Genomic DNA, 26,006 nt, shown 5'->3' with positions numbered 1-26,006 from the left:
AGCGGGAGGAGGACGTGGATCCCTCGGATCACGACCGGAACGAGCTGCATAGCGGTGCCCGGAGCGGCGATCACGAACCCACGCATGCCAACGGGGGGCGGCCGGGAGAAGACGTGTTGTGGCTGCGCTCCGCACTAAAGAACGCCTCGGAGATCGTAAAGGTCGTGGACCCGGACGGCACGCTGCGCTACGCCAGCCCCGCCTTCGAGAAGGTTCTCGGCTACGATTCCGCGGAGACGGTGGGCACCATGAACGTGCTGGACCACGTCCACCCCGACGACCTGCCCCGCGTGCTGGAGGCGACCGAGAGGGCCCTCGCCGAGGAGAGCGTGGTTAGCAACGTGGCGGAGTACCGCTTCCGGCACGCCGACGGCTCGTGGAGGTGGGTGGAGAGCGTGGGCACTTACCTGCTCGACGACCCGCAGGTGCGCGGGATCGTCGTAAACGTCAGGGACGTCACGGGGCGTAGGGAGGCCGAGGAGGCTGCAAGGGAGGGCGAGCGGCGCCTGGCGTCGGTGATCTCCAACGCCCACGCCTACGCCTACCGCTGCCTCAACGAGCCCGGCTGGCCCAACGAGTACGCCAGCGACTACGCCCTGGAACTGACCGGCTACCCGCCCGAGGACCTGCTTGTCGGGGGCAAGGTCCAGCTAGGCGACCTCATAGTCGAGGAGGACCGCCAGAGGGTCTGGGACGGGGTCCAGGAGGCGATCGCCGAAGGCCGCGGCTTCGAGCTGAGGTACGCCATCCGCCGCAGTGACGGCCGGATCAGGCACGTGCGCGAGTACGGGCAGGGCGTCTACGGTGAGGGCGGCGAGGTGGTCGCCCTGGAGGGGCTCGTGTACGACATCACCGAGCACAGGGAGGCGGAGGAAAGGCTCAGGGAAGCCGAGGAGCGGCTCCGGGGCCTGGCCGACGCGGCCTTCGAGGGCCTCCTCATAGCCGACGGGGGCGTGATCTTGGAAGCCAACCGCGCGCTGACCGAAATGTTCGGGTACGCCCTGGCGGAGCCGGTCGGCAGATCCGCGCTGGAGTTCGTGGTCCCCGAGCACCGGGACCTGGCGCGCCGGAAGATCGCCTCGGGTTCCGAGGACCCCTACGATCTCGTAGGGGTCAGGAAGGACGGCACGCGCATCGACCTCGAGGTCCGGGGGAGGGCTTACTCCTACCGGGGCCGCAGCGTGCGCGTCACCGCCGTGCGGGACGTCACCGAGCGCAAGGCGGCCGAGGAGGCCCTGCGGGAGGCCGAGGAGCGTTACCGCACGCTCGTCGAGCGCATCCCCGCCGTCACCTTCGTGGATCGGGCCGAGGGTTCGGAGGAGCCCGTCTACGTGAGCCCCCAGGTGGAGGGAATGCTCGGCTACGCCCCGGAGGAGTGGATGGCCGGCAGGCTGTGGCGCGAGCGCCTGCACCCGGAAGACCGGGAGCGGGTCCTCCGCTCCGACGAGCGCTTCGACAGGGACGGCGAGCCGGTCGACGAGGAGTACCGGCTGCTGGCCAAGGACGGGAGGGCGGTGTGGGTGAGGGAGGAGACCGTCCTCGTGCGGGGCGAGGGGGGCGAGCCCCTGTTCGTGCAGGGCATCCTCACCGACATCACCGAGCGCAAGGACGCCGAGCGGGCGCTCAGGGAGAGCGAGGAGCGCTTCAGGGGCACCTTCGAGGACGCCCCCATCGGCGTGGCCCTCGTTGGCCTGCCTTCCTCCTCTCCCGAGGCCGACAGGCGCTACCTCAGGGTCAACCCCGCCCTCTGCGAGATGCTCGGCTACTCCGAGGAGGAGCTGCTCTCCATGACCACCCCGACGTGACCCACCCCGAGGACCTGGAGAAGAGCCGGGCCCGCATGGAGCGGCTCTTCGAGGAGGGGGGCTCGAAGTACACCCTGGAGAAGCGCTACGTCCGCTCGGACGGGCGGGTGGTGTGGGCGATGCTCAACGTCTCGCTCGTGCGGGACGCCGACGGCAACCCGCACCACTTCGTCTCCCAGTTCCAGGAGGTCACCGAGCGCAGGGCCCTGGAGGACCGCCTGAGGCACCAGGCGCTCCACGACCCCCTCACCGGCCTGCCCAACCGCGGCCTTTTCGTGGACCGCCTCGGTCACGCGCTCGGCAAGACCAGGAGGCAAAAGGGCCTCAAGGTGGCGGTGCTGTTCATGGACCTGGACAACTTCAAGGGCGTCAACGACTCCCTGGGCCACGATGCCGGGGACCTGCTCCTCACGGTCGTCGCCCAGCGTCTCGGGAGGAGCCTCAGGCCGGAGGACACCCTGGCCCGCTTCGGGGGCGACGAGTTCGTCGTGCTGCTGCAGGACGTGGAGGCCGCCGACGAGGCGGTGCGGGTCGCCGAGAGGATCGCAGACGGGTTCAGGAGCCCGTTTCGGCTGGACGGGCGGGAGCTCTACGCCCGGGTCAGCACAGGAATAGCTATGGGAGACGCCCGCACCAAGACCCCGGAGGACCTCCTCAGGGACGCCGACACGGCCATGTACCGGGCCAAGGAGGCGGGCGGGGGATACGAGATGTTCGACCCGGCAATGCATCAACGGGCGTTGGGGCGTCTGGAGCTCGAGAACGACCTGAGGCGGGCCGTGGAGGAGGATGAGTTCGCCGTCCACTACCAGCCCATAGTCAACCTCCAGACCGGGGAGCTGTGGGGGATGGAGGCGCTGGTGAGGTGGGACCACCCGGAGCGGGGCCTGCTGGACCCGGACGAGTTCGTGCCGGTGGCCGAGGAGAGCGGGCTGGTGGTGCCCATGGGCGAGCTGGTGCTAGAGGAGGCCTGCCGCCGGGCCGTAGTGTGGCAGAGGGAGCTACCCCGCACCCCCCCGCTGGCCGTGTCGGTGAACCTCTCCGGCAGGCAGTTGAGGCGTCCCGACCTGCAGGACGTGATACGGCGGGCCCTCGAAGAAAGCGGCCTCTCCGCCTCGTCGCTTGGGCTGGACATCACCGAGACCGTCTACATTGGTGCCATGGATGCCAACACCGCCGCCCTGGATCGGATCAAGGCCCTTGGGGTGCGCGTCTCGCTGGACGACTTCGGCAGCGGCTACTCCTCCCTCTCCTACCTGAAGCGCCTGCCGGCGGACATCCTCAAGGTGGACAAGTCCTTCACGAAGGGCCTCGGGCTGGAGGCGGAGGACACGGCCATCGTGCAGACGGTCGTCGACCTGGCCCACATCTTAGGGATGGAGGTGGTGGCCGAGGGCGTGGAGGTTGATGTGCAGGAGACGCTGCTAAGGGAGATGGGCTGCGACTTCGGCCAGGGCTACCACTTCTCCAGGCCGCTGCCCCCCGAGGGGGCATTAGAGTTCCTGAACTCCGCGTACCGGGGTGTCGCGCACCGGGGCAACCTCGACGGTCTTTCCGACAGTAGTTGACAGCAAATACCGACGAAATGGCGCACGGACGATGCTTGAGGAACCGCATAGGAATGGGCTCTTCGCTCCATCCGTAGGTAGCGCGGAAGGTTTCCGGGGCCGTGTGCCACAGGTTCGAATCCTGCCGGGCCCGCCCTCCGAAACTGCCACTAGCCCGTATCGGTGGCACACCAAAACGACTGAGCAGGCCCCGATATTCGGCTTCCTTTCTCTGGGGGTTCTCTCGCTTCGATGGCGGACTGGTTGAAGAAGTAGTTGCCAGAACGATGCTTCGCGCTAAACCCGAAAACGTTCCCCTTTTGGGGAAACGGCCATGGAATATTCCTGTAGAGGTATTACCCCCGCTTGTGGGCCTGTTCCATCGGGGCGGGGCCGGGCGTCGACGGGCGCCTAGATCCTGAACTCCTCCGACCTGAAAGACTCCCCGAGCCGTTCCCTCGCGGCCTGGACGAACGCCGGGTTGCTCAAGATCTGTCGGACCTCTGTCCTGGAGCAGTTGCGGAGCACGTAGTCTTCCTGGAGCACCTCCTGCAGAGGCGCGCCACCCTTGTCCATGCGCTCGATGATGTACTCGAGAACCCGCTGCTGCCTCTGGGAGAGGGAAGTGCCCCCCTCGCGGCCGAAGATGCGCTGCCAGAAGGACGGTCGCTCGCTCATCTCGGTCCTCGACTCCTTCGTTCTCGCTTCTGGGTCGTGGGTCTGATCTTAACCTACGAGGACCCGCGCGGTGCGAAAAGCCCTACTCACCCGCCATGCCTGCCGTGTACTCGCCCCGGTAGTAGGCGTCGAGCGTGTGATAGTCGCCCGGCCTAGAGATGGACGATTCGTTTCTTCGGGAGACTGGCAACGGCTTCTGGACCTTTCCGCTCCTGGTCATCGTGGTGACTGGTCTAACGAGACCATATTCGCCGGAGGAGGGGACCGACTACCAGCAGGAGTAGCCAGGAGTACATGGCCGCTGCCACGCTGAAAAACGAGACGGCGATGGAGAGCAGGAAGACCGCCGGCACCGCCAACCCCTGTACCCGCCCCTGCCTTACGGCCCTCTCGTCCAGATCCGGGCCCGTTAGGTGGCTCCTGTTCGTGGCGTACCACGAGATCAGCGTCAGCAGCAGGCTTGCCACCGAGCACCACCGGGAGCTGCTGGTCCCCGCACTCGCCGAGCAGCGAGGTCGGGAACCGCGGGAACGAGATGGTCATCAGGAACACGAAGTTCAGCCACAGCGGCGTTGGGTCGTAGCCCTTATCGGCCGACCCTGTGATGGGCCATCCAGTAGACGGCCACCACCAGGAAGCTCATCACGTAGCTGAGAACCTTCGGTCCCAAGGCGAGTAAGCGGCTCGGAAGCCCCTGGGCAACCAATGCCGACGGTATCTCGGGGACCTGTATGCTCAGAACGAGCAAGGTGATGACGATGGCGAAGACCCCGTCGCTGAAGTTGACTATGCGACTTAATTCCCTGCTGGATTCCCTACCCTCGTTCCCCGTTGCGCTCATCGCCCTGCTCCCTCTGCCCGAGTTTCATGTGCGGTGCCAGGCAGTCCAAGGCAAGGTGGGCCGGTGGCGGGATCAGGAGGAACCACTAGTAGGACGTCGTACCCCATCGCAACTGCGCAAGGCTCTCAACCTGCCGAGCGGTACACCCGAGTATGTGAAATACTCCTATCCTGATAGGAAGCCACGCGATCACTTGCACGGGGAATGCAATAAAGTCGGGCCGAATGGGTAACAGGAATGGGGGACTCTTCGTAATGTTCTCTTCGTTGGCAGGTTACAACAGGTTCGTGTACATCGCCGCGGGGGTCGCCGCGCTCGGTGGGCTACTCTTCGGCTTTGACACGGGCATCATCTCGGGCGCGCTGTTGTTCATCCGGGAGGACCTCGGACTTTCGCCTTTCCTGCAAAGCGTGGTGGTAAGCGCGATCCTGGTCGGTACGATAATCGGTGCCGGGGGGACCGGACCCCTGGCCGACCGCTTCGGGCGGCGCAAGATGGCAATAGTGGGTGCCCTCGTTTTCATAGCAGGGGCGCTCGGCTCGGCGTTCGCGCCGAACGTGGAGATCTTGATCGCCGCGCGGGTCGTGCTGGGACTCGCCGTCGGGGCGTCCACCGTTATCGTGCCGATGTACATCGCCGAGATCGCCCCGCCTCCGATCCGCGGTACCCTGGCGGCGCTCTTCCAGTTGGCGATCACCCTCGGCATCGTGTTGGCCTACCTGGTCAGCTACGCGCTGGCCGGGGCCGAGGCGTGGCGCTGGATGCTTGGCCTGGGGGCCGTTCCGGCGGTGGTCTTGGGCGTCGGGATGCTGCTGCTCCCTGACAGCCCTCGCTGGCTCGTCGGCCAGCATCGCTACGATGAAGCCCGCGCAGTCCTCCAGCGCGCCCGCGATTCCGAGGAAGAGATAAACACCGAGATGGAGGAGATGGAGGAGGCCGAGCGCCGCGAGGAAGCCGGCTTCGGCGAGCTGGCGAAGCCCTGGATCCGGCCGATGCTGGTCGTCGGTATAGGGCTTGCCATGCTCCAGCAGTTGGTGGGCATTAACACCATTATCTACTACGCCCCGACCATCATGGAGGCCACGGGTCTCGACGCCTCGGTCTCCATCCTGGCCACGCTGGGAGTCGGTATCGTGAACGTGATCTTCACCGCCGTGTCGCTCCTGATCATAGACCGGGTGGGGCGCAAGCCGCTCCTCCTGGTCGGGCTCACCGGCATAATTCTCAGCCTGGCGATTCTGGGCTTCGGTTACCTGCTGCCGGGCCTCGCGGGAGCGGTCGCCTATGTTACGTTCGCCGGCTTGATCCTGTATATAGCATCCTTCGCGGTCAGCTTCGGCGTGGTGCTCTGGGTGGTGTTGCCGGAGATATTCCCGCTGAAGGTTCGCGGCTCGGCCATGAGCGTGTGCACCATCCTGCACTGGAGCTCCAACCTCCTAGTCTCGCTCACGTTCCTGCCCCTTATAAGCGCCGTCGGGGAGACCACCGTGTTCTGGGGCTATGGCGTTATCTCCATCGGCGCGCTCGCCTTCGTGTACTTCCTTATGCCTGAGACCAAGGGTCGCACTCTGGAGAAGATCGAAGCCGACCTGCGAGAGAGAGCCGGCGCCTCCTCCGCGCAAACCGGCGAGGTGACCAGCTAACCTACTGTAAGACGGACGCTTTCGGGCGGGGGGTAAGGGTACGGATCAATCACGAGATAGCGCAGAAGGTTTCCGCTGCCGTGTGTCTCAGGTTCGAATCCTGCCGGGCCCGCCCTTTCACTCGGCCATCTCCTGAAGCCCTACAGGGCGTGGGCGGATCAGGGTCAACCTCTTGGTTTCGGGGTCGTCCCGGGATGGGAATATCGTAGTCTCGTGGCACGGAACGCCAAACGACAAGGAAGGGCAAGTGAGCGATAGCGTGAGCAGGGGAGAGCAGGCGGCGGAGGAGGTGGCCCGCAGGTGGATGGCCTCCATGCAGTCCATGGGCGACCAGCTCCTGAGGCAGCAGCAGACCTTTCAGCAGCTGATGCAGGAGCAGATGAGCAGCTACGTCCAACTGCTGAATACTCCGCCTTTCTACGTCTCCCAGCAGCCGCAGCGGGAGGGGCAGAATGCGACGGGGCAGGCCTTCCAGCAGGCCTCCGAGCAGTGGATGGATCTGGCCCAGAAACAGCAGCAGACGTTCCAGCAGATGTCGCGGCAGTGGATGGAGCAGGCGCAAGCCCAGCAGCAAGCCTTCCAGCAGGTGGTCCAGCAATCGCTCGGCGCGTACTCGGACCTGTTCAAACCGCCCTCTCGATGAGCGTTCTTTGGGGGTGTCGTTGTTCTTTCTCGTTTACGTGAGCTCCGCCGCCAGGCCCTTTTCGCGGTCGGACCTGGCCGATCTTCTGGCGACGAGCCGCGACAACAACGCGCGGGCCGGGATCACGGGGATGCTGCTCTACAAGGACGGCAACTTCATGCAGGTCCTCGAAGGAGAAGAGGGGGCCGTCCGCGCGCTATACGACAAGATCGCGGCAGATCCCCGTCACAAGGGTGAGATCACCCTGCAGCAAGGCTTCACCGAATCGCGGCAATTCCCCGACTGGTCGATGGGCTTCCGCGACCTCCACTCGCCGGAGACCCAGTCCATCCCCGGCTACAGCGAGTTCTTGAACTCCCCCCTGACGGGCGAAGAGTTCGCCGGGGAGCCCTCCCGCGCCCAAAAGCTCCTGCTCACGTTCAAGAAGACGATGTGACCTGTTAGATCCCACCTACGGCGAAGCTCGTCGTGAGCCGCCCGGCGAATGTCAGGATGCAAGGGCCGCACCCGAGGACGCAGCCACCACGTGGCGAAGACGACCTGCCGGACTCCGCGGGTTGCGGGCCGGGTGTCGACAGGGTTTTCTACGAGAGGATCTCGGCGTCGGCCGATCGCGGGAAGAAGTTCCTTTTCTAACCGGCGAGCGCGTCCGTTCCGGGGGCGGGGCCTCTCGGTCCCTTCCCCGCCCGTTCTGATATCCTCGCGTGCGTCGAAGACTCTCCGAGATCTGAAAGGGGTAGCCCTGCGGCGCACGTTTACCAGACGAGACTTCCTGAAAGCGGCGGGGGTCGGCACGGCCGGGATGGCCCTGCTCGGCGCGAACGCCTGCAGCACGGAGCAGGGCGTGCAGAGGGAACCGCCGCGGAGACCAGGCGGCGTCGACGGGGGGCAGAACGTCGTCCTGATCGTCGTCGACACCTTGCGTAAGGACCACATCGGGGCCTACGGCAACGGCTGGATACGGACGCCGAACCTTGACGCTTTGGCGGGGGAGAGCCTGCGGTTTACGCGGGCCTATCCCGAGTCGACGCCCACCATCTGCGCCAGGAGGGCCATCCATACCGGAACGCGCACCTGGCCTTTTAGGAACTGGGACCCGCCGGAGGGGGAGAACATCTCACTTCGGGGGTGGCAGCCTATTCCCCTGGATCAGGTAACCCTGGCCGAGGTCCTCAAGCAGAACGGCTACCTCAACCTCTTCGTCTCGGACAACCTCCAGCAGTACAAGCCCGCCTACAACATGCACCGGGGATTCGACGTCTGGGACTTCTTCCGCGGCCAGACCACGGACAAGTACCGCCCGATATGGACCTGCCCCCCCGAGAGGCTGAACGGCGCCTTTATAGCCAACCCCGACTCCGGAACGGGCGGCGAGCAGTACTTCGCCCAGTACTTCGCCAACACGGCCGACCGCCGCGACGAGGAAGACTGGTTCGCCCCGCGGGTCTTCAACCGCGCCTCCGAGTTCCTGGAGTCGGCCAGGGACGTCGGACCTTTCTTCCTGACGATCGACGTCTACGACCCGCACGCCCCCTGGGACCCGCCGGAGAAGTACACCAACATGTACTCCGAGGGGCACGACGGTCCCGAGCCCTACGCGCCGGTCTACGGCCCGAGCGACTACCTGACGGAGGCGCAGCTCGACCGGATGAACGCCCTTTACGCCGGCGAGCTGACGATGATGGACCGCTGGCTCGGGCGGTTCATGGACAAGATGGAGGAGCTGAACCTCTTCGAGGACACGCTCGTTCTGCTGCTATCGGACCACGGCATGATCCTGGGCGAGCACGGCCTCGTCGGCAAGCCCCACTACGCCCTCTACCCGGAGACGACGGACGTGCCGTTCATGATCCGGCACCCAGAAGGCCGCTCCGCCGGCCAGACCAGCGACTACTTCGCCTCCACCCACGACGTCGCCCCGACTATCCTCGGCCACCTCGGCATCGAACCCCCGGAACAGATGACCGGCCAGAACCTGACCACCTTCTTCAGCGGCGGCGAGCCCGAGCCGCGCCCCCACTTCACCCTCGGCTACCACGACCACGTCTGGGCCCGCGACGACCGCTACGCCATGTTCTCCGCCGACGACGGCTCCGACGCCAAGCTCTTCGACCTCGAGAAAGATCCAAAGATGAACCGGAACATAGCCGCCAACAACCCCGACGTCGTCAAAAGGATGTACGAAGGCTACGTGCTGAGGGATGCCGGAGGACCGTTGCCCGAATACGGGTAAACATCAGGCATCAGGTTTCAGGTGGGTGTTGGACTGACATGGGTTCTTGTACGTGTGTGCGTCTTGATACGCATGGAAGAGGCGGTTCAGTCTCGACCATGAGCGTCGGAAACGCAGGAAGCATTCTCCGAATCCCCTGATACCTGAAACCTGATGCCTGAAACCTCTAAGCCAGTCCCTTTGCGAGGAGGGCGTTGACCCGGCTCTGTTCGCTCTCCAACTCTTCCAGTTGGTCGGGTATACGGGAGAAGTCTCCCTCGTCGGCGAGGTTTTCGAGTTCCATGCAGATTTCGGACATCCGTCTCGCGCCGACGGCCCGGGCGATCCCGTTAATGGCGTGGGCGGCGCGTTTGAGGGTGGGGGCGTCGGCTTCTCTGGCGGCCCCGTGGAGCGTCTCCATGAGGGGTGGGGTCTCGTCGAAGAAAGCCCGCAGGAGTTCGGTGACGATCTCGCCCCCGCCCTCGCGTTGGATGGTGCGCAGGTCGGCGAGGATCTCCCCGTCGAGGGAACCTTCGGGCCGTGGAGGGGAGGGGGCTTCGTGCGGTGGTGACCGGTGGGCGTGGGGGTGGGGGAGAGCCAGGTGTCGAGTATCCGGTCGAGTTCCTCCGGCCTGATGGGCTTGGAGATATAGTCGTCCATGCCGGCCTCGATGGCCTTCTCGCGGTCGCCGTGGAGGGCGTGGGCCGTGATCGCGACGATGGGGTCCTGCGGCCCGGGGCTCTTTGCGCCGGATCTCCGCCGTCGCCTCGTAGCCGTCCATGCCCGGCATCTGGATGTCCATGAGGATCGCCGCGTACCGGGTCCGGGCGGCGGCCTCGACGGCCTCCGACCCGTTCTCCACCACGTCCACCTCGTAACCGCGCCTCTTGAGGAGCTCGACCGCGACGATCTGGTTCACCATCGTGTCCTCGGCAACGAGCAGGCGCTGGCCCTCGTGGTTCGTGAGGCCGTTCTGTTCCGGTGGGGGCACCGTCTTGGTGACGGGACGCGGCGAGACCGCCTCCTCCAAAAGACCGAGGGGCAGCGAGAAGTGGAAGGTGCTGCCGGCGCCGGGCTCGCTCTGTACGCCTATCTCGCCCCCCATGAGCTCGACCAGGCGCTTGCTTATGGCGAGGCCCAGGCCCGTGCCCCCGTAGCGCCGCGTCGTCGAGGCGTCAGCCTGGGAGAACGAGCGGAAGAGTCTGCCCCTCTGCTCCTCGGTCATGCCGATTCCGGTGTCCGAGACCTCGAAGCGGATAGTCGCCGCGTCGTCCGCGGTGTCTGTCCTCTCGACCTTCAGGGAGACCCCGCCCTCGTGCGTAAACTTCAGGGCGTTGTCGAGCAGGTTCGTTAGTACCTGCCTGATGCGCAGGGGGTCGCCTTCGAGCAGGGCCGGGACGTCCTCGGAGATCCGGTAGCTAAACACGAGGCCCTTCTCCTTGGCCTTGCGTTCGAAGGGGGCGACCGCCTCGTTTACTACCTCGTGCGGGCCGAAGTCCAGGCGCTCTATGCGGGTCTCGCCGGCTTCGATCTTGGAGAAGTCGAGGATGTCGTCGAGGAGGGCCAGAAGCACCTCGCCCGAAGAGCGGACGGTCCTTGCGTAGCCCTGTTGTTCGGGCGTGAGGTCGGTATCGAGGAGGAGACCCGTCATGCCTATGACGCCGTTCATGGGGGTGCGGATCTCGTGGGACATGTTCGCCAGAAACTCGCTCTTGGCCCGGTTCGCCGCCTCGGCCGCGGTCTGGGCGTTGCGCAGCTCGGCCTCGGCGCGCTTCCGCTCCGTTATGTCCTCGACCGTTCCCTCGTAGCCCTCGATCCGGCCGTCGGCGCCCCGGATCGCGCGGGCGCTCCAGGAGAGCCAGACCTCCTCGCCGCCCCTGCGCCTCCCCACGCTCTCCACGTTAGAGACCGTGCCCTCCTCCGCGACCCGGTTGAGGGTCTTCTGGCGCTCCGACGGGTCCGCGTAGAGTTCGCGGCCGATGTGGGAGACGGCCTGGATCATCTCGTCCGGCGAGTCGTAGCCGAAGATGCGGGCCATCGCCGGGTTGACCGTGGTGAGGCGTCCGTCGGGCGTGGACTGGTAGATACCGTCGGTCGCGTTCTCGAAGATCGAGCGGTACTTGAACTCGGCCTGGCGGACGCTCTGGGCGAAGAGGTAGACGATCACGGCGAAGATAAAGAAGACCAGGAGCGGGATGTAGGAGATCAGGGCCGCCACCCCGGTTACCACGTAGATCGCGCCTATCACGGCGACGACCGCGAGGCTGGCCCAGGGGGCTATCAGGAAGCCCGCTATAAAGATCGGGAAAGCCAGGATGACGTAGGTCGCCTCGGTCGCGCTCTTGTCGAACAAGACGAACGGGCCGATGGTCATGATCAGCATCGCGACCATCCCGGCCGGCAGCACGTACCCGAGCCGGTTCGCCAGCAGCAGGAGAAGGAGTATCGCTATGGAAAGGGCGTTGGAGAAGTTGTAGACGAACTCTTGCCTGACCAGGTTGAACACGGCGAGGCCGATCGCGGTGATCACCATTCCCCAGAGGATGATCGCGAGTATGCGGCCTTTCTGGCGCAGGTCTGGGTCCTGGCTGCCTACTTTGAGCAGCCAGCCCATTACGCTTCTCCGAAGGTGTCTTTGTAGAGCGTAAGCGCGGAGAGCCTGACGGCCTCGATGACGAAGATCGGCGCGTAGAGGGACTTGCCTATCCACAACTCGGGGAAACCCCGATCCGTAGGCCCGTCCGCGGCTAAAAGGTAGGCCGCCGCCCGGCGCATCGGTTCCTTGGGGACGGGCCGCGCGGTCCTGTGGTACTGGAGCAAAGAGAGCAGCACCAGCGACGTCTCCTCGGTCGTCGGCATATGTTCGCCCCACGAGCCGTCCGAACGCTGGTTGGCGAGTAGCCACTCCACGGTCGGCTCAAGCCGCGACCGCTCGTACCGGGAGAGGATGGCGAGTGCCCTGGTGGTCGGATAGTAGACCGAGGCGTGCCACTTGTCCCGCCAGTAGGCGCCACCCCGCCGGATGGCGAAGAGGTGGGCCAGGATCTTCTCCCTCACGCGCCCCCGGTCTTTCTCGGGGATTACCGGCGACGCCTCCAGGATGTGCAGGTTCGCGCTTACCGAAGGGTTGCTCTCGTGCTTGTGCACCGAGAACCAGCGGTCTTCTTCGAAGGCGAGCAGCAGGCTTCCGTCCACCTCGTAACCCGCGCGGTGCAGGACCAGCATCGTCATGGCGGTGTCGTCCGAGTCCACGAAACCGCTCGTCGAGGCGAACCCGACGCCCTTCGGCCAGACGCTGCCCCAGAGATGCTCCAGGTACGGTTCGAGCAGGTCCCTGTTTGCCTCGAAGAGGCCGCCGTGTTGCATGTAATACAAAGTCCAGGCCCGGACGAACACGTCGCACGGGTGGGCGGCGGGGAGGCCGGAGGCCGGGGGCGCGAGGAGGGCGTCCAGGTAGGCCGCGCTCCGCGGCAGCCTGTCCCGCCAGTCGGGGATCTGGCCCAGAAGGCAGGCCGTGGCCGACGGTGAGTTCGCCATCGACCCGTTGTCTAGCAAGAGCCCCGCGGCTTCTTCCACGTCCAGGTTCGGGCGGAAGGCCTCCAGGGAGAACAGGGCGGTCGTGTGGGAGGTTAAGATGCCGTCCTTCGGCAGGAGATTCAGCTTTGCCTCGCGTTCCCGTTCGAGATGCCGCGGGGCGGCGAGGGGCAGGTCCAGGCCGATCTCGGCCGCCTCCTCGAGGAGGGCGGGGAAGATCAGCTCGAACCCTATGGTTCTGTCGGTTTCGGGGTCGAGGTCTTCGGAATGCCGGCGGAGGTAGAGCACGCCCGCGTCGCGGGACTCCTCGGCCCTGGGGTCGGCAAGGCCGGATATGGCTATTACGACCGCGAGCGTGGTGAGCAGGCGGTCGTGGCCGTGGTGTATCTGACCCCCCCAGCTCCCGTCTTCGCGCTGGCGGTCCAGCAGCGGCCCGAGCAGGCGCGGGTACGCGGGGGTGCCGTTGGCGTTCGAGAGGCGAAGGGCCCAGGACGTGTCGTAGTCCGTCGCCTGCAGGGGCCGGGAGAGGCCGCGCTCGATCAGCCGCGCAACGGCCCGGCGTTCGTCTTCGGGTACCACGCCCCGATCTCCGTTGTCGTTAGGGCTGAGCCCGAGCTCTCGCCTGTACTGCTCCGTCATGGGTGACTGGCCCCCTCTTGCCCGTAGCCCAGTGGCAGGATTGTACCCGCGCGTCTGAAACAGTGCCCGATAGACGCTTGTATTCGCCCCGGACGCCATCTAGTCTTGGCCGGTCAGGGAGACCCGCCGGAACCGAGGTAGAAAGTTTGGAGTGGAGAGATGCCTAGCCCGCCTTCGGGCCTGCCGGAGTTTCTCGATTGGCCCACGGAGCGCGTGGCCGGGTGGGTTGCCGACCACCCAGGGCCCCTGGTCGCCGGGTGGCCGTTCAACGGGACGCGGCGGTGGTTCCTCGGCCACAGGGGCGCGCGCCGCGAGGACTACCTTTCCACGCTCGTGCGCCGTCAGGCGGAGTTTTACCGGATGGTCCTCGACCACGGCGTCGCCGCGATCCTCGCCCCGAGCTTCGGGGAGTTGAACCTCAGGCGCGGCGAGGAGTACGCCCGTCACGCGCTGGGTGGGCTGCTCCGCATAGGGACGGACGAGGTCTACCAGGAGCTGTTCCGGCGCGGGGTCCGGGTGCGCTTCTACGGCGACTACCGGCGGGCGCTTGCCGCGCCCGAGTACCGCCCGATGGTCGAGGCGTGCGACGAGATCATGGCCGCCACCGCTGAAGGGGAGGGGCCGCTCCTGCTCTTCGGCCTCTTCGCGGACGGCCCCTACCAGAACATAGCCGGCCTGGCCGTCGAATCGTTCCGAAAGAACGCAGAGGTGCCCGACCGCGGAACGCTCATCGAGGCGTACTACGGGGTGCCGGTGCCGGACCTGAGCTTCTTCGTGGGCTTCGAGCAGCCCCAGCTCTTCGACGTGCCGCTCGTGGCGACGGGCTGGGAAGACCTGTACTTCACGCTCAACCCCACGCCCGAAGTCGGTCAAAACCAGCTGCGCGAGATCCTCTACGACCACCTCGTAACGCGCAGAGTGCCCGAGGTCGAGTACGAGAGATTGCCGGAAGAGGCGAAGGCCAGGATAGTCGATGAGGGCAGGCGAGCGGGCACCGTCGGCCTCGGCCGCGTCGACCCCCTGACAGGCCTCTGGCGCCCCGTGCTCCCGGAGGTCGAAGGCTTCGCGGAACGGTCCGGGCCCCGGTCCCCTGGTTCGTCGGCTTCCGCTAGTTTAGAATCCCGGCCTGATGACGGACCCTGACCGACCCACGCATCCCGGAGAGACCGGCTGGCCCGTGCGGCCGCTCGTGCATATCGGCTACCACAAGACCGGCACCACCTGGCTACAGAAGAACGTGTTCATCGACGAGGAGATCGGGTTCTCCCTCGTCGCCGGGCCCCTGCCCGTGCGGTTCTGGTTCGTGGGGATAAACTCCTTCGGCTTCGACCCCTCGCGCGTGCGCCTGAGGTTTCGGCGGAGCATGAAGGAGGCCGGGGAGCGGGGCCTCGTCCCGGTCTTCTCCCACGAACGCCTCTCGGGTAGTCCCTACGCCGGCGGGCACGACAGCAAGGCCACCGCCGACCGCCTGGCCGCCGCGTTCCCCGACGCCCGGATCCTCGTCACGATCCGCGAGCAGCGGAGCATGATCCTGTCCGTCTACAAGCAGTACCTCAGGTGGGGCGGGGCCGCGTCTTTCTGGCAGTTTCTGAACGCCGTGTCGGGCGAGGGGCGCGTTCCGGTCTTCCGCTACGACTTCTTCGAGTACCAGCACCTGATCGGCTACTACAAGAGCCTCTTCGGCGCCGAGAACGTCCTCGCGCAGCCGTACGAACTTCTCCGAACGCGGCCCGCGGAATTTCTGGGCAACATAACGGGCCTCCTGGGGCTGCCCGACGCGGAACCGCCGTCGAGCCGGTCGAACATCTCACCCTCGGCCCTCTCGCTCGCGCTGAAGCGCAGGGCCAACCGCTTCCTCGTCAGGGACGCCCTCAACCCGGCGCCGCTCTTCGAGCGCCCGGGGATCAACAAAACCCTCCACAAAGCGTGCAGGCGCTTCGACGAGGTGGCGCCGGCGGACCTGCTCAAAAAGCACGAGGCCCGCTGGCGGGACTTCGTGGACCAGGAGGTCGGCGACCGCTACGTCGAGAGCAACGCGATCACCTCTGAACTTATCGGCGTAAACCTGAAAGACTTCGGCTACTCCTGAGATCGGGGCTATCAGCAAGGGCAAAAAGAGCTGACCGCTGAGAGCGGAGGCCTGCGGAGCAGGCCGCAGCGGGCTGATAGCTGATGGCGCGGGTAGTTATCGTGCCAAGACGGGGGAGGAGGTGGGGTCGGGGTTCCATTCGGCCGCGTCGCACGTTTGCAGGTAGAGCTCCTTCAGGCGGCCGGTGCGGTCGAAGCTTTCGAGCTCTTCCAGCGAGAAGAAGCGGTAGCGGGACCGCCGCACCACCCTCGAGCGGACGAGGGAGATGAGCTGGTCGGAGGCGGTCATGCCGAGGGAGTCGAGGACCCGCCGGATCTCGGCCTGCGGCCTGTAGAGGTAGGCGTCGTGGTGGGTCACGACGTACCTTCCTTCGGGGAGGGCTTCGAGCAGCCGCTCGTTGTACGCCTTCCACAGGTTGAGGCCGAAGGCGAGCGACGTTACGCCCTGCTCGCGCAGCGCGTCGGCGGCCTCCAGGGGGTTCCGGACGCACACCACGACCTTCATCTCCGGCACGAGATCCAACCAGAAGGGAAGCGTCAGGCTGCTCCTCGGGTCCTCCCAGCCCCAAGGCTCCCGTCCCCAGAACCCCCCGATAAGGCTCTCCGCCTCTCGCCGCAAGGCCCCGATCCCCTCTTCCTGCCCCCGTCCCGGCGCGGGGGGCACGTCCCAATCGCCGCCCCGGGCCCTGAGGATGCCTTCGTTGACGCGGACGAAGGCCTCGCTGCTCCAGGGCGTCTCGGGGTCGGCCGGGCCTGCTACCAGCGGCGCGTCGCCGAGGTCGAGGCCGAGCCGGTACAGCAGTTGGGCCACCATCGGCCCGCCGGAGCCGTGCATGCCGGTCACGCAGACCGGGTCCCAGGCTTTGGCGGGAAGATCCACGTCCGAACCGCGCATCGGATTACCTCCATCGGTGTGTCAGAAGCGTCCTGTTAGACCGCATGAGAGTATAGAGCAGTTCGCCGAAGCGCCAAAAAGCCGACAAGCTGAAAGCGAGGCCTGCTCGTAGCAGGCCGAAGCGCGCTGAGAGCGGAGGCGAAGCCGGAGCGGGCTGAAAGTGCCCGAAGGGCACGTGCTGATACACTTGCGCGCTGTGTCCCCGTTAGGCAAGAAGAGAGGGAATTCGTAGATGGACGGACCGGCGCAGAGACCGGCGGAGGGATCGGCGCGCGGGGTCTCGCCGCGGCTGCTCGCCTTCTACTTGCCGCAGTTCCACCCGACCCCGGAGAACAACGCCTTCTGGGGCGAGGGCTACACGGAGTGGGCGAACGTCGTCCGCGCCAGGCCGCTGTTCCCCGGCCACTACCAGCCCCGCCTCCCGGCCGACCTCGGCTTCTACGACCTGAGGCTGCCCGAGGTGCGCCAGGCCCAGGCGGACCTGGCCCGGGCGCACGGCCTGCACGGCTTCGTCTACTACCACTACTGGTTCGACGGCCGGCGGCTGCTTGAGCGCCCGTTCGAGGAGGTCTTGAGGACCGGCGAGCCCGACTTTCCGTTCTGCCTGTGCTGGGCCAACCACCGCTGGACCTGGAAGCGGGACCACAGCCTGGAGGGCCGCCTCCAGGAGATGGACTACAGCGAGGAGGACGACAGGGAGCACATCCGCTACCTCCTCGAAGCGTTCCAGGACGAGCGGTACATAAAGGTAAACGGACGCCCCCTGTTCCTGATCTACTGGACCGCCTCCATCCCCGACCCGAAGCGGACCTTCGCGTTGTGGCGGGAGGAGGCGAGCAAGGCCGGGGTGGCCGAGCCCTTCATCTGCAAGGTCGATTCCTTCGGGGACTTCAGGGACCCGGCCGAGTTCGGCTGCGACGCGTCGGTGGAGTTCTGGCCGCACGCGGTGGAGACCATGATCCAGCGCGTCAGGGAGCCCGGCGAGGTCTACGAGAAGAACCAGATCTTCGAGTACCGCCAGCTCGTCGCGAACCACCTCGAACGCCCATGGCCCGACCACAAACGGTTCCCCTGCGTCGTACCCCACTGGGACAACACGGCCCGCTGGAAGGCGACCGGGGCCCGCATGATCCGTAACTCCACCCCCGAGCTCTACGGGGCCTGGCTCGAAGGCGTGGTCCGCAAGACCGCCTCCGCCTACGACCCCGAAGAGCAGCTGGTCTTCGTCAACGCCTGGAACGAGTGGGCGAGGGCACCTACCTCGAGCCCGACCTCGAACACGGTCGCGCCTACCTCGAAGCGACCAGGAGCGCCCTGAAGAAGGCCGGCGCCCGCGTGCCACTACGGAACGCCCCGAACCGCGAGGCCCCCGAACCCGCGTCGGCCGAGGAGCGCAACCGGCTGTTGCTCGCCAAGTACGAGGACCTCCAGCGCCGCTACAACGAGCAGCTCGCGTTCGAGGAGCGCTCGCCGCTGTTGCAAAAGTCCGAGCAGCGCTACGAGGAGTTGCTCCGGGAACACAACACTTTACGCCACGAGAACGGGCTTCTGGAGCGGCGGTACGCGGAGCTGCAGCGCAGGACGGCCAGGACGGAGGAGAGGCTCGCCAGGATCTCCGCCAACCAGCCCCTCGTCGACGCGGAGCGCCTGACGACCTGGATGCGCCAGCTCGACGACGGCATCCAGGCCCTCCTTAGGTCCAGCCGCTACAGGGCCGGCGAGAAGGTGGGAAAGACCCTCGACACCGTCCTGCGCCGGCCCCAGTCCAAGACCTCCGCCGACCACCTCCAGGACGTGCTCCGCGAGTTCCGCGCCTGGGCCAAAAAGCCGGGCAAAAAAGAAGACCAGTAGCCCGCTTGGACTCCGAAGCCCCAGGGATGGACCGCGGGGCCGTCGTCACCGAGGTCGCGCTGGTCTTCGCCGCCGTCTTCTGGGCCTCAACTTCGCCGCGACCAAGTACGCCGCGGATTCCATCCCGCCGCTCGTGCTCGTGGGCATACGTTTCGCGGTGGGGGAGGGCTGCTTTACTGCGTGCTGCGCCTCCTCGAGCCGAAGAGCCGGCTCTCGAAAAAGGATCTGCTGCCCATGGCCGCGCTCGGGTGCTTCGGGGTGGCGACCGCCCAGACCGGGTTCACCTTCGGGGTCAGCCTCGCCGGCGCGGCCAGCACGGGCCTGATCTTCGCCACGGCCCCCGTCTGGGGGCTCCTGCTCGGCTCCCTGCTCGGCCTCGAACGGCCGACGACGAGGAACGTCCTCGGCGTGGGCCTCTCCGTCGCCGGGGTCGCCGCCATCGTCTCGGAAGGGCTGGGATCGGGAAACACGAACCTTTTGGGCGACGGCCTCGTCCTGATGGCGGCGGTGTGCGTCGGGGCTTACGCCGTGCTCTCCATGCCGCTTCTGGAGCGCCACTCGCCGCTTGCGGTGGCAACGTACCCGGTACTCTTCGGAACCCCCATGCTCCTGCTGCTCTCGTCGCCGCAACTCGTCGGTATGAGATGGGGGGAAGTCGGGGTCTGGCCGCTTTTGGCCGTGGGTTACGCGGCCGTGTTCGCCACGGCCTTCGCCTTCGCCGCGTGGCAGAGGGGTATCAGCCGCGTCGGGGCCAACAGGGTTCTCGTCTACCAGTACCTCATCACCCTGGTCGGCGTCACCTCGGGGGTCGTCTTTTTCGGCGAGACGTTGGGATGGAACAAGATAATCGGCGGGGCCGTGATCCTGCTCGGGATCTACCTGGCCCGGCGTTAGCGGTTCGGATAGCGAACCGAGCTATTGGCTTTCAGCCGTCAGCTTTCAGCTTTGCTCGCGTTGGTCGAGATATTGGGTACGCCTTGCATGGGTGTTGTTGCGGGAGGATCGTAAGTGTCGCCCGAAGATGGGGAAGGGGTAGTATGTCAGGGAGATCCATGAGGTCTGTGATCGTCTGATAGCATCCTGCTTTTCGAGGATTTCTACGCGCCGGTCTTGCCGTGTAGCAGGCGGGCGATGTCGTCCGCGAAGCGGACCTCGGAGTCGTCTTGCGGCTCGTAGCCGATGACCTTGCGGGCGTTGGTTATGCTCCAGAACCGGCGGGCGTTGTTCGAGACGCCGTAGAAGATGTGGAACGGGACGCCGTGCTCGTCCTCTATGTTAGGCGTCTCGATGGACTTGAGGAAGAGCTGCTGCATGTCCCGCTCGCTTATGTAGCCGGCCAGCTCGCGGACGTAGCGTTCGGGTGGCGCATCCTCGAAGATGGACGCGTCGATCTCGCGGGGGACGACTATCCGGATCTGGACGACTTCTAGCTTGCGTCCCAGGCTGCCGCAGGCGTACAGGAACCCGAGCGGCTCCCAGGCAGCCTTGGCCCAGCCGTAGAACGAATCGGGGCGCGGGTAGTCCTCCGGGCCCACGCGGTCCTTGAGGCCCGCGTAGTATGGATTTTCGTACCACTTCGCGGCCTGGTTGGTGCTGGCGGCGACCACCCGCCGGACGCCGTTGTCCAGGGAGAGCTGGTAGACGCGCTGCATCATGTCCAGGTTGCGCCGCTCGCCCTCGTATTGGGCCCGGGGAGACTCACCCTCGGGCTTGGAGTGGCCGCAGTGAACGACCGCGTCCACGCCGGAGAAGAGGGGGGCGAGCTCCGCTTCGTCCGCGGAGAGGAGGTCGAGAATTTCGATGCCCTCGATCCTATTTCCCGAACCATCGGTATCCCGGACGTCGATCAGGCGCAGATCGTGGCCTTCTCGCAAGGCCGGCAGGAGCTGACCCGCGATGTAACCGGTGGCGCCGGTGAGGAGTACGCGCAAGCTGTTCATCCTTCCCTATCTTGCTCGGTCTTCTCGAAGAGGGGCCTTGCCGCGCCCGCCTCGAAGCTGTCTTTCAGTTCGGGAAGTCTACCGTCGGCGAAGGCCCGCTCCTCCGCTTCGAGCCACAGGCCACGTGGCGGGCTGTTGCCCCACGGCGGGCGGTCCATGCCCTCGTACCGGTCGAATAAGATCGGGGGCTGCGCCTGCTGGCGCGCCGTGGCGCGCAGCGCGATCTCGTCCAGGCTTTCCCCGGTGAGGAGCACGAACTCGAAGGCGTGCGGCCCCTGGTCCGTGTGCCAGTCGCGGCCGCCGTAGACGAGCGGCTCCCCGCCGCCCCACGCCATCCTGGGGCTGCGCAAGAGAGTCCACTGCCACAGGTCGCCGTCCCCGCTCAGGCTGTAGGCGTCGGCGGTCACGAGCGCGAGTTGCCCGCCCGCCACGTCCACCCTGGACCATCCCTGCACCGGCCACTCCGTCGGTCCGGGGGCGCGGTCCACCTGCCCGCCGGCCAGGCCGTCCGTGCGGCGTGCGGGCGGGTCTGCGAGATGCACCGGCATCTGCAGTAGCTCGAAGCGCTCGTTGAAGTTGACCTCGATCCCGACCCGCAGCCGCGCGTCGTCGCGGTGCAGGGTGAGCGTCCAGCGGACCCGCGACCCACCCAGAGTACCGTCGAGGCGGACGCGGGCCCTCAAGGGGCCAGATTCCTCGACGACCCATCCCTCGCCCTCGAAGACCCCCGATACCGGCCCGTCGAAGCGGTTTGTGTGGAAGGTCCAGGTGTCCGTGTGGTCTTCGCGCAGGTGCAGCCTCATGCCGCCCCCGCCGAGCGGGTTTCGTCCGTCCACCGTCAAGGCTCGTATGCCCGAGTTGTCTAGATCCGCCCGCAGGTGGGCGTTGGAGATGTGGTCGGGAGAGGCTTCGAGGTCGGTTAGGGGTTTCCAGAGGGCTGGCGGTTCGTCGTCGCGGACCAGGATCTGGGCGTGGCCGCGGGCCGGGATCGAGGCGGGGAAGATCATGCGCTCCACGTGCGCCCCGGCTTCGGGCTGGATGAGCTGGAAGTCCACAGGGCCTCCTCCGGTATCGCTCAACCAGCGGTTCCCCCAGGCGTCGAAGTCCAGGTAAGGCTCGTGCTCGACCAGGCCCTCCCACGGCCCTTCGTCCGGGTTCAGGACCACGATCTGCTGCTGGTTTACCGGCGGCAGCGCGCGCCGGGCCCACCGGCGCGTGGCCTCCACGGCCACCTCCTCGCCGACGATCCTGGCCCGCCCCTGCATCGCCCGCACCGACCTCCAGGCCGCCGGTATGCTCGTCCCAGCCAGAATGTCGTGGAATGCAGTGAAGAGCAGGTCGTCCCAGGCCACGTCGATCCGGCCGAGAAGGTCCCGCTTCTCGTTTTCGTCTTCGACCAGGTTCTCAACGATCCGCTCCGACTGGTCGAGTAGGTGCTCGCCGAGGCGTTGCTCCTGTTTTACGTCGTGCATCACGCTGTAGCAGCCGGGGAAGGTGCGCTGGAGTTCCTCGGTAACGACCGGCAGGTCTTCGCGACGGTCGGATATCGCGTCGAAGAAGGCCTGGGGTGTGGAGAAGCGAAGCTCGGCGTCTGGGAAGGAGTGCCGATTTTTTAGGATGTACTCGATGTTGCCCTTCGTCGGGCCGCCGCCGTGGTTGCCGACGCCGTAGAAGCACATAGTATGTCCGAGGTTCCGGTCCGCGGCGTCGAGGGCTATGGTGATCTGGCCGTACAGGTCGTCGGTCCGGGTTACGTAGGCTGGCGCTATCCTGAACCCGATCACCTCCCCGCCGCCGCTCCCCCGCCACCGGAACGTCTGCGCCGGAAGCTCGACCTGGTGCGCCGCCGGACGGTGGAAGACGTACCCCTCGTACCCGAAGTCCGCGAGTATGTCCGGCAGAGTAGCCGGGTGGCCGAAGGAGTCCACGTTGTAGCCGACTTTCGGGCTCACGCCGAAACATTGCTCGAAGTAGCGCCGGCCGCGCAGGATCTGACGCCGCAACCCGATCTCCGTCGGCGCGTTGAGGTCCGGCTGGAGGTACTGGCCGCCTGTGATGTGCCAGCGTCCTTCCTTTACGTGGCGCCATACCCGCTCGAATAACTCCGGGTCTATCTTCTCGACCTGCTCGAAGAGCCACGCCTCCCCGCGGGTGTAGACGAACTCCGGGTACTCGTCGCAGCGGTCGGCCGCCGAGCGGAAAGAGGCGAGCGCCTCGTCCACCCCCGCCTGCCAGCGCCACAGCCAGACCGGGTCGATATGCGCGTTGCCGATCATGTGAACTATCAAAGAGCCTCCCCCAAACCCGCCAAAAAACAGATCCTCCCCAACAATCCCCCCCGGCAACGCCAACGGACCCTCGCCGGCTACCCGAAACCTGATGCCTGAAGCCTCTAGCCTTTAATGGCCCCCGAGGTCAGGGCGCGAACTATAAAGCGTTGCAGGATGACGAAGGTGGCGATGGCGGGCAGCATCGCCAGCACTCCGCCCGCGGCGAGGACGTTCGTGGAGTTGGACGCGTAGTTGCCCTGGAAATTCAAGATGCCGATGGAGATGGGGAAGAGGGATGGTTCGCTGAGGAGCACGTAGGGCACTACGAACTCGCCCCAGGCCAGGATGGCGGTCAGGACGAACGTGGAGGTGAGGCCCGGCAGGATCAGGGGCAGCGTTACCCGCCGGAACGCGCCGAAGCGGGTGCAGCCGTCCACCATCGCCGCCTCGTCGAGGGCGGGGGGGACGCCGTCGAAGAAGCCCTTGAGCATCCAGGTCGCGAGCGGTATCAGGATGGCGATGTAGACCATCGCGGTGCTGAAGTGCGAGTCGACCAGGTTCAGCCGGTCGAAGTAGCGGTAGAGCGGGATGACGACCACGAGCGGCGAGATCATCTGCAGCCCGAGCACCCCGACGAGGAAGAGCTTGTTGCCGCGGAAGGTCAGGCGGGAGAAGGCGTACGCCGCGGGCGCCGAAACCACCAGCGCCCCTATGCTCCCGGCGAGGGCGAGCTTGAGCGAGTTGATAAGGAAGACGGAGAACTGGGCGGTGTAGAGCACCTCGGTGTAGTTCTCGAAGGTTGGGTCCTCGGGAATCAGGCGCAGGGAGGTTATGAAGATCTCCTGCTGCGTCCTTATCGAGAGCGAGAGCAGCCACAGAAGCGGCCCGCCGAAGAAGAGCAGCGCGAAGAGGAAGACCAGGTAGGTCATGGCGTCGCCGAGGCGGTTCTGGGCTTTGCGGCTTTTCACAGCGACCCCTCCGAGCGCAGGAGGCGCTGGTAGATAAGGGTGAGGGCCATGGCTATGGCGAGCATCGCCACGGCGAGCACAGAGCCGCCGGCGAGGCTGAAGTTCTGGAAGATGACGTTGTAGGTCCTAAGGACGAGTACCTCCGTCGCCTGGCCTGGCCCGCCGCCGGTGAGCGGCAGGATCATATCGAACGTGTTCAGGGTAAAGATGGTGATTAGGATTATGTTGATCATGAGTATGGGCCGTAGCTGCGGTAGCGTGATGTACCAGAACGACTGGAGTGTGCCGGCACCGTCCACCTCGGCCGCCTCGTACAGCTCCTCCGGGATGGACTGGAGACCGGCGTACTGCAGGATCATGCTGAAAGCAGTCCCCCGCCAGACGTTGGCGATGATCACCGACATCAACGCGGTGTTCGGCGTCGAGAGCCACGGCACGCTGCCGAGGCCGACCGTGCCGAGGAGCAGGTTGGCGAGCCCGTAGTCGGCGTCGTTGAGGATGATCGCCCACACGATGCCGATGACGACGCCCGGCATCACCCACGCCGAGAGGACCAAAGAGCGCATAAAGACCATGCCGGGCAGGCGCCGCTTGCTCGCCCGGTTGACGGCGACCGCTATCACGAGCCCGAAGAGAAGCTGCAACACTATGCTGGCGACGACGAAGATCGCCGTGGTGCGCAACACCTTGTACAGGACCGGGTCGCCAAGGACCCGCGTGAAGGTCTCCAGCGTGTACTCGTAGTCCGGATCGAGGAGCGAGGCGTTGGTGATGCTGTAGCGGAGCACCTCGAAGGCCGGGTACAGGTAGAAGAGCGTGACGACGGCGAGGAGCGGCGCCAACCAGAGCGTCGGGCGGTTCTCGCCCATAAGCCCCCGCGGCGAGAACCTTCTCTTGGTAGCTGGCGTCATGCCTGCTCCCGGCCAGTCCCTAGTTGCTCTGTTGCTCGTAGGCGTTCATCGAGGCCTCCGCGGCGTTATCGAGGGCCTCTTCGGGCGTCGCCTCGCCGGTCAGGACGGTGCCGATGGCGATCTGGAGCTGGTTGGAGATCTCAGGGTAGACGGGGACGCCGGGCCTGGCCTCGCCCTCCTTCAGCCCCTCGCGGAAGGTGTCGTAGATCGGGTCCTGGAACCTGTCTTCGGTGTTGAAGATCTCCGGGTTGGTCGGCAACTGGCCCGTGACCTGGTTCCCCGCGCCGACGAAGACCTCCTTGGTGAACTCGGCGCACATCTCCACCTTCTTCGGATCGTCTGAGAAGGCGCCCATCGTCCAGCCGCCGGTGCCGGTCCTCTGGGGATCGTTCCGGTTCATAGTCGGGATAAAGGAGACCTCCCACTTCTTGAACTCCTCGGGGGGCAGCGTCTCCTTGAGCGGCGGGTACTGGAAGTCCCCGCCCTGGAACATCGCGACCGTCCCGGCCTGCGCCGCGGACTCGAACTCGCTGTAGTCCTTTATGGTGGCCACCCGCTTGGGCGAGGCGCCGGAATCCACGGTCTCCTTGAGGAACTTTACGGTGTTGAGCATGTACTCGCGGTTCTGTCCCTCGTTGAAGATGGGCCTGCCCTGATCGTCGACCAGCTCGCCGCCCTGGCTCCAGAAGTGGGCCAGGTTGTCGAAGACGGTCCCCTCCCAACGCCCGCCGTTGAAGAGGTAGCCGTCCACCTTCTGGTCCTTCTGCTCGGCCTCCTTGGCGGCCTGGATGAGCTCGTCCCAGGTCCTCGGGGCCTCGGGGACGAGGTCGGTCCTGCGGTACAGGAGCCTCAGGTCCGTCGCCCACCAGTACGCGTACAGCCTGCCGTCGTCCCCGACGACCACGTCCTTGACGAAGGGAAAGAGGCCGTCTATATCGTTCTGCTCGAAGTGCTCGTCCATGGGCTGCAGGGCGTCCTGCTCGATGAACTGCGCGACCACGAAGGAGTCCACGTTCGCGCAGTCGGGCGCCCGCCCGGCCCTGGCCTGCTCCAGGAGGCGCGCCTGCGCCTGGGTGCTTTGCTCGTCCGGGACGATCTTCAGGTCCAACCGCCAGTCCGGGTGGTCCTCGGCGAACCTGGTGAAGAGCCTCTCGAACCCGTCCGCCCAGCTCGGCGTGGAGGACTGGTGCGTGTAGCTGTTGTTTAGCTGCACCGTCATCGTGTTCGGGGCGTCTTCCCTGCCTATGCGATCCAGCGTCAGCAGACCGCCGCCACCCCCGCAACCGTAGACCAGGGCCACGACGACGGCTAGCCCGGCGACCCGGACGACCCAACGATCCATCCCGAACTCCTCCCGATCACGCCAACGCGACGTGCGACGGCAACCAGTATTCCACTGTCCCTCACCCTTACCGGCACCCCTTTACCGGTAATAGATCACACACTAGCCCCATGCCACGCCTGCGTCAAGCGCAAGGGTGTCGCCGGGCCGACCGTCTCGATCTGGACGCCTCCGGGGCCACGCCCCGGGGCGCGACTTT

General features: G+C 66.1%; 21 protein-coding genes and 3 pseudogenes. 11 read left to right on the top strand and 13 right to left on the bottom strand.

The annotated features are described in order from the left end of the window. The first annotated feature begins 113 nt into the window (after positions 1-113). Both GBA63_RS15065 and GBA63_RS24050 read left to right on the top strand, forming a co-directional pair. Positions 114-1,805: a PAS domain-containing protein gene (locus GBA63_RS15065; RefSeq protein ID WP_166177359.1), complete on the top strand. Its 1,692-nt coding sequence runs from the start codon at positions 114-116 to the stop codon at positions 1,803-1,805. Further along, a complete protein-coding gene (locus GBA63_RS24050; protein ID WP_166177357.1) occupies positions 1,802-3,373 on the top strand; it encodes a putative bifunctional diguanylate cyclase/phosphodiesterase in 1,572 nt (523 codons plus the stop codon). The genes GBA63_RS15065 and GBA63_RS24050 overlap by 4 nt, the downstream gene beginning before the upstream one ends. A gap of 390 nt (positions 3,374-3,763) precedes the next feature. Here the strand turns inward: GBA63_RS24050 and GBA63_RS15055 are convergent, their stop codons facing one another. The 3 genes from GBA63_RS15055 to GBA63_RS15045 form a co-directional block, all read right to left on the bottom strand. Then, positions 3,764-4,030 carry a hypothetical protein gene (locus GBA63_RS15055; protein ID WP_166177355.1) on the bottom strand — a complete coding sequence of 89 codons (267 nt, stop codon included), beginning with the start codon at positions 4,028-4,030 and terminating at the stop codon, positions 3,764-3,766. A 233-nt stretch (positions 4,031-4,263) separates the two neighbouring features. Beyond that, positions 4,264-4,497, bottom strand: coding sequence for a hypothetical protein (locus GBA63_RS15050; protein ID WP_166177353.1), 234 nt, complete (start codon positions 4,495-4,497; stop codon positions 4,264-4,266). A 119-nt stretch (positions 4,498-4,616) separates the two neighbouring features. After that, positions 4,617-4,871 (bottom strand): TMEM175 family protein, encoded by a 255-nt coding sequence (locus tag GBA63_RS15045; RefSeq protein WP_166177351.1) that lies wholly within the window; start codon positions 4,869-4,871, stop codon positions 4,617-4,619. Between the two features lie 224 nt (positions 4,872-5,095). On the opposite strand from GBA63_RS15045, the gene GBA63_RS15040 reads away from it, so the two are divergent. From GBA63_RS15040 to GBA63_RS15025, 4 genes are all read left to right on the top strand, one after another. After that, a complete protein-coding gene (locus GBA63_RS15040; RefSeq protein ID WP_207956820.1) occupies positions 5,096-6,514 on the top strand; it encodes a sugar porter family MFS transporter in 1,419 nt (472 codons plus the stop codon). 247 nt (positions 6,515-6,761) lie between these two features. Further along, a complete protein-coding gene (locus GBA63_RS15035; RefSeq protein ID WP_166177349.1) occupies positions 6,762-7,157 on the top strand; it encodes a hypothetical protein in 396 nt (131 codons plus the stop codon). Between the two features lie 13 nt (positions 7,158-7,170). Continuing rightward, on the top strand, positions 7,171-7,593 hold the full coding sequence (locus GBA63_RS15030) for a BLUF domain-containing protein (RefSeq protein ID WP_228282585.1): 423 nt from the start codon (positions 7,171-7,173) through the stop codon (positions 7,591-7,593). Between the two features lie 255 nt (positions 7,594-7,848). Further along, positions 7,849-9,390 (top strand): sulfatase-like hydrolase/transferase, encoded by a 1,542-nt coding sequence (locus tag GBA63_RS15025; RefSeq protein ID WP_323127046.1) that lies wholly within the window; start codon positions 7,849-7,851, stop codon positions 9,388-9,390. A gap of 166 nt (positions 9,391-9,556) precedes the next feature. Here the strand turns inward: GBA63_RS15025 and GBA63_RS24455 are convergent. The 4 genes and pseudogenes from GBA63_RS24455 to GBA63_RS15015 form a co-directional block, all read right to left on the bottom strand. Continuing rightward, positions 9,557-9,817, bottom strand: a pseudogene (locus GBA63_RS24455) (Hpt domain-containing protein); the annotation flags it as partial. 218 nt (positions 9,818-10,035) lie between these two features. Continuing rightward, positions 10,036-10,080 (bottom strand): annotated as a pseudogene (locus tag GBA63_RS24450) (hypothetical protein); the annotation flags it as partial. Between the two features lie 40 nt (positions 10,081-10,120). After that, positions 10,121-11,743: pseudogene (locus GBA63_RS15020) on the bottom strand (ATP-binding protein); the annotation flags it as partial. A gap of 239 nt (positions 11,744-11,982) precedes the next feature. Next, entirely contained in the window at positions 11,983-13,542 is a 1,560-nt protein-coding gene (locus tag GBA63_RS15015) for a prenyltransferase/squalene oxidase repeat-containing protein (protein WP_166177341.1), read from the bottom strand. Positions 13,543-13,701: 159 nt separating this feature from the next. On the opposite strand from GBA63_RS15015, the gene GBA63_RS15010 reads away from it, so the two are divergent. Continuing rightward, positions 13,702-14,685: a hypothetical protein gene (locus GBA63_RS15010; protein ID WP_166177338.1), complete on the top strand. Its 984-nt coding sequence runs from the start codon at positions 13,702-13,704 to the stop codon at positions 14,683-14,685. Then, entirely contained in the window at positions 14,672-15,631 is a 960-nt protein-coding gene (locus tag GBA63_RS15005) for a sulfotransferase family protein (protein WP_166177336.1), read from the top strand. Before GBA63_RS15010 ends, GBA63_RS15005 begins: the two co-directional genes overlap by 14 nt. Positions 15,632-15,727: 96 nt before the next feature. Here GBA63_RS15005 and GBA63_RS15000 read toward each other — a convergent pair whose 3' ends face one another. After that, the gene (locus GBA63_RS15000; RefSeq protein ID WP_166177334.1) at positions 15,728-16,525 is read right to left on the bottom strand and encodes a hypothetical protein; all 798 of its coding nucleotides are present in this window, start codon (positions 16,523-16,525) and stop codon (positions 15,728-15,730) included. A gap of 232 nt (positions 16,526-16,757) precedes the next feature. Between GBA63_RS15000 and GBA63_RS14995 the strand changes: the two genes are divergently transcribed. The 3 genes from GBA63_RS14995 (at position 16,758) to GBA63_RS14990 (ending at position 19,270) form a co-directional block, all read left to right on the top strand. Beyond that, positions 16,758-17,843 (top strand): glycoside hydrolase family 99-like domain-containing protein, encoded by a 1,086-nt coding sequence (locus GBA63_RS14995; RefSeq protein ID WP_207956818.1) that lies wholly within the window; start codon positions 16,758-16,760, stop codon positions 17,841-17,843. Continuing rightward, positions 17,768-18,376: a hypothetical protein gene (locus GBA63_RS23310; RefSeq protein ID WP_207956817.1), complete on the top strand. Its 609-nt coding sequence runs from the start codon at positions 17,768-17,770 to the stop codon at positions 18,374-18,376. Before GBA63_RS14995 ends, GBA63_RS23310 begins: the two co-directional genes overlap by 76 nt. Before the next feature lie 168 nt (positions 18,377-18,544). Then, complete coding sequence (locus GBA63_RS14990; RefSeq protein ID WP_266096323.1) at positions 18,545-19,270, top strand: DMT family transporter; 726 nt, start codon at positions 18,545-18,547, stop codon at positions 19,268-19,270. Between the two features lie 203 nt (positions 19,271-19,473). Here GBA63_RS14990 and GBA63_RS14985 read toward each other — a convergent pair whose 3' ends face one another. The 5 genes from GBA63_RS14985 to GBA63_RS14965 form a co-directional block, all read right to left on the bottom strand. Beyond that, positions 19,474-20,316 carry an NAD-dependent epimerase/dehydratase family protein gene (locus tag GBA63_RS14985; RefSeq protein ID WP_166177330.1) on the bottom strand — a complete coding sequence of 281 codons (843 nt, stop codon included), beginning with the start codon at positions 20,314-20,316 and terminating at the stop codon, positions 19,474-19,476. After that, positions 20,313-22,604 (bottom strand): glycoside hydrolase family 38 N-terminal domain-containing protein, encoded by a 2,292-nt coding sequence (locus GBA63_RS14980; protein WP_166177328.1) that lies wholly within the window; start codon positions 22,602-22,604, stop codon positions 20,313-20,315. Before GBA63_RS14980 ends, GBA63_RS14985 begins: the two co-directional genes overlap by 4 nt. A 104-nt stretch (positions 22,605-22,708) precedes the next feature. Continuing rightward, complete coding sequence (locus tag GBA63_RS14975; protein ID WP_207956816.1) at positions 22,709-23,554, bottom strand: carbohydrate ABC transporter permease; 846 nt, start codon at positions 23,552-23,554, stop codon at positions 22,709-22,711. Beyond that, complete coding sequence (locus GBA63_RS14970; protein ID WP_166177326.1) at positions 23,551-24,465, bottom strand: carbohydrate ABC transporter permease; 915 nt, start codon at positions 24,463-24,465, stop codon at positions 23,551-23,553. Before GBA63_RS14970 ends, GBA63_RS14975 begins: the two co-directional genes overlap by 4 nt. Before the next feature lie 19 nt (positions 24,466-24,484). Continuing rightward, the gene (locus GBA63_RS14965) at positions 24,485-25,807 is read right to left on the bottom strand and encodes an extracellular solute-binding protein (RefSeq protein ID WP_166177324.1); all 1,323 of its coding nucleotides are present in this window, start codon (positions 25,805-25,807) and stop codon (positions 24,485-24,487) included. Between the last annotated feature and the right edge of the window lie 199 nt (positions 25,808-26,006).

The sequence above is a fragment of the Rubrobacter tropicus genome (assembly GCF_011492945.1).
GTDB lineage: Bacteria > Actinomycetota > Rubrobacteria > Rubrobacterales > Rubrobacteraceae > Rubrobacter_D > Rubrobacter_D tropicus.
The sequence above is the reverse complement of the archived record's forward strand: the minus strand, read 5'-3'. Positions and strand labels throughout refer to the sequence as shown.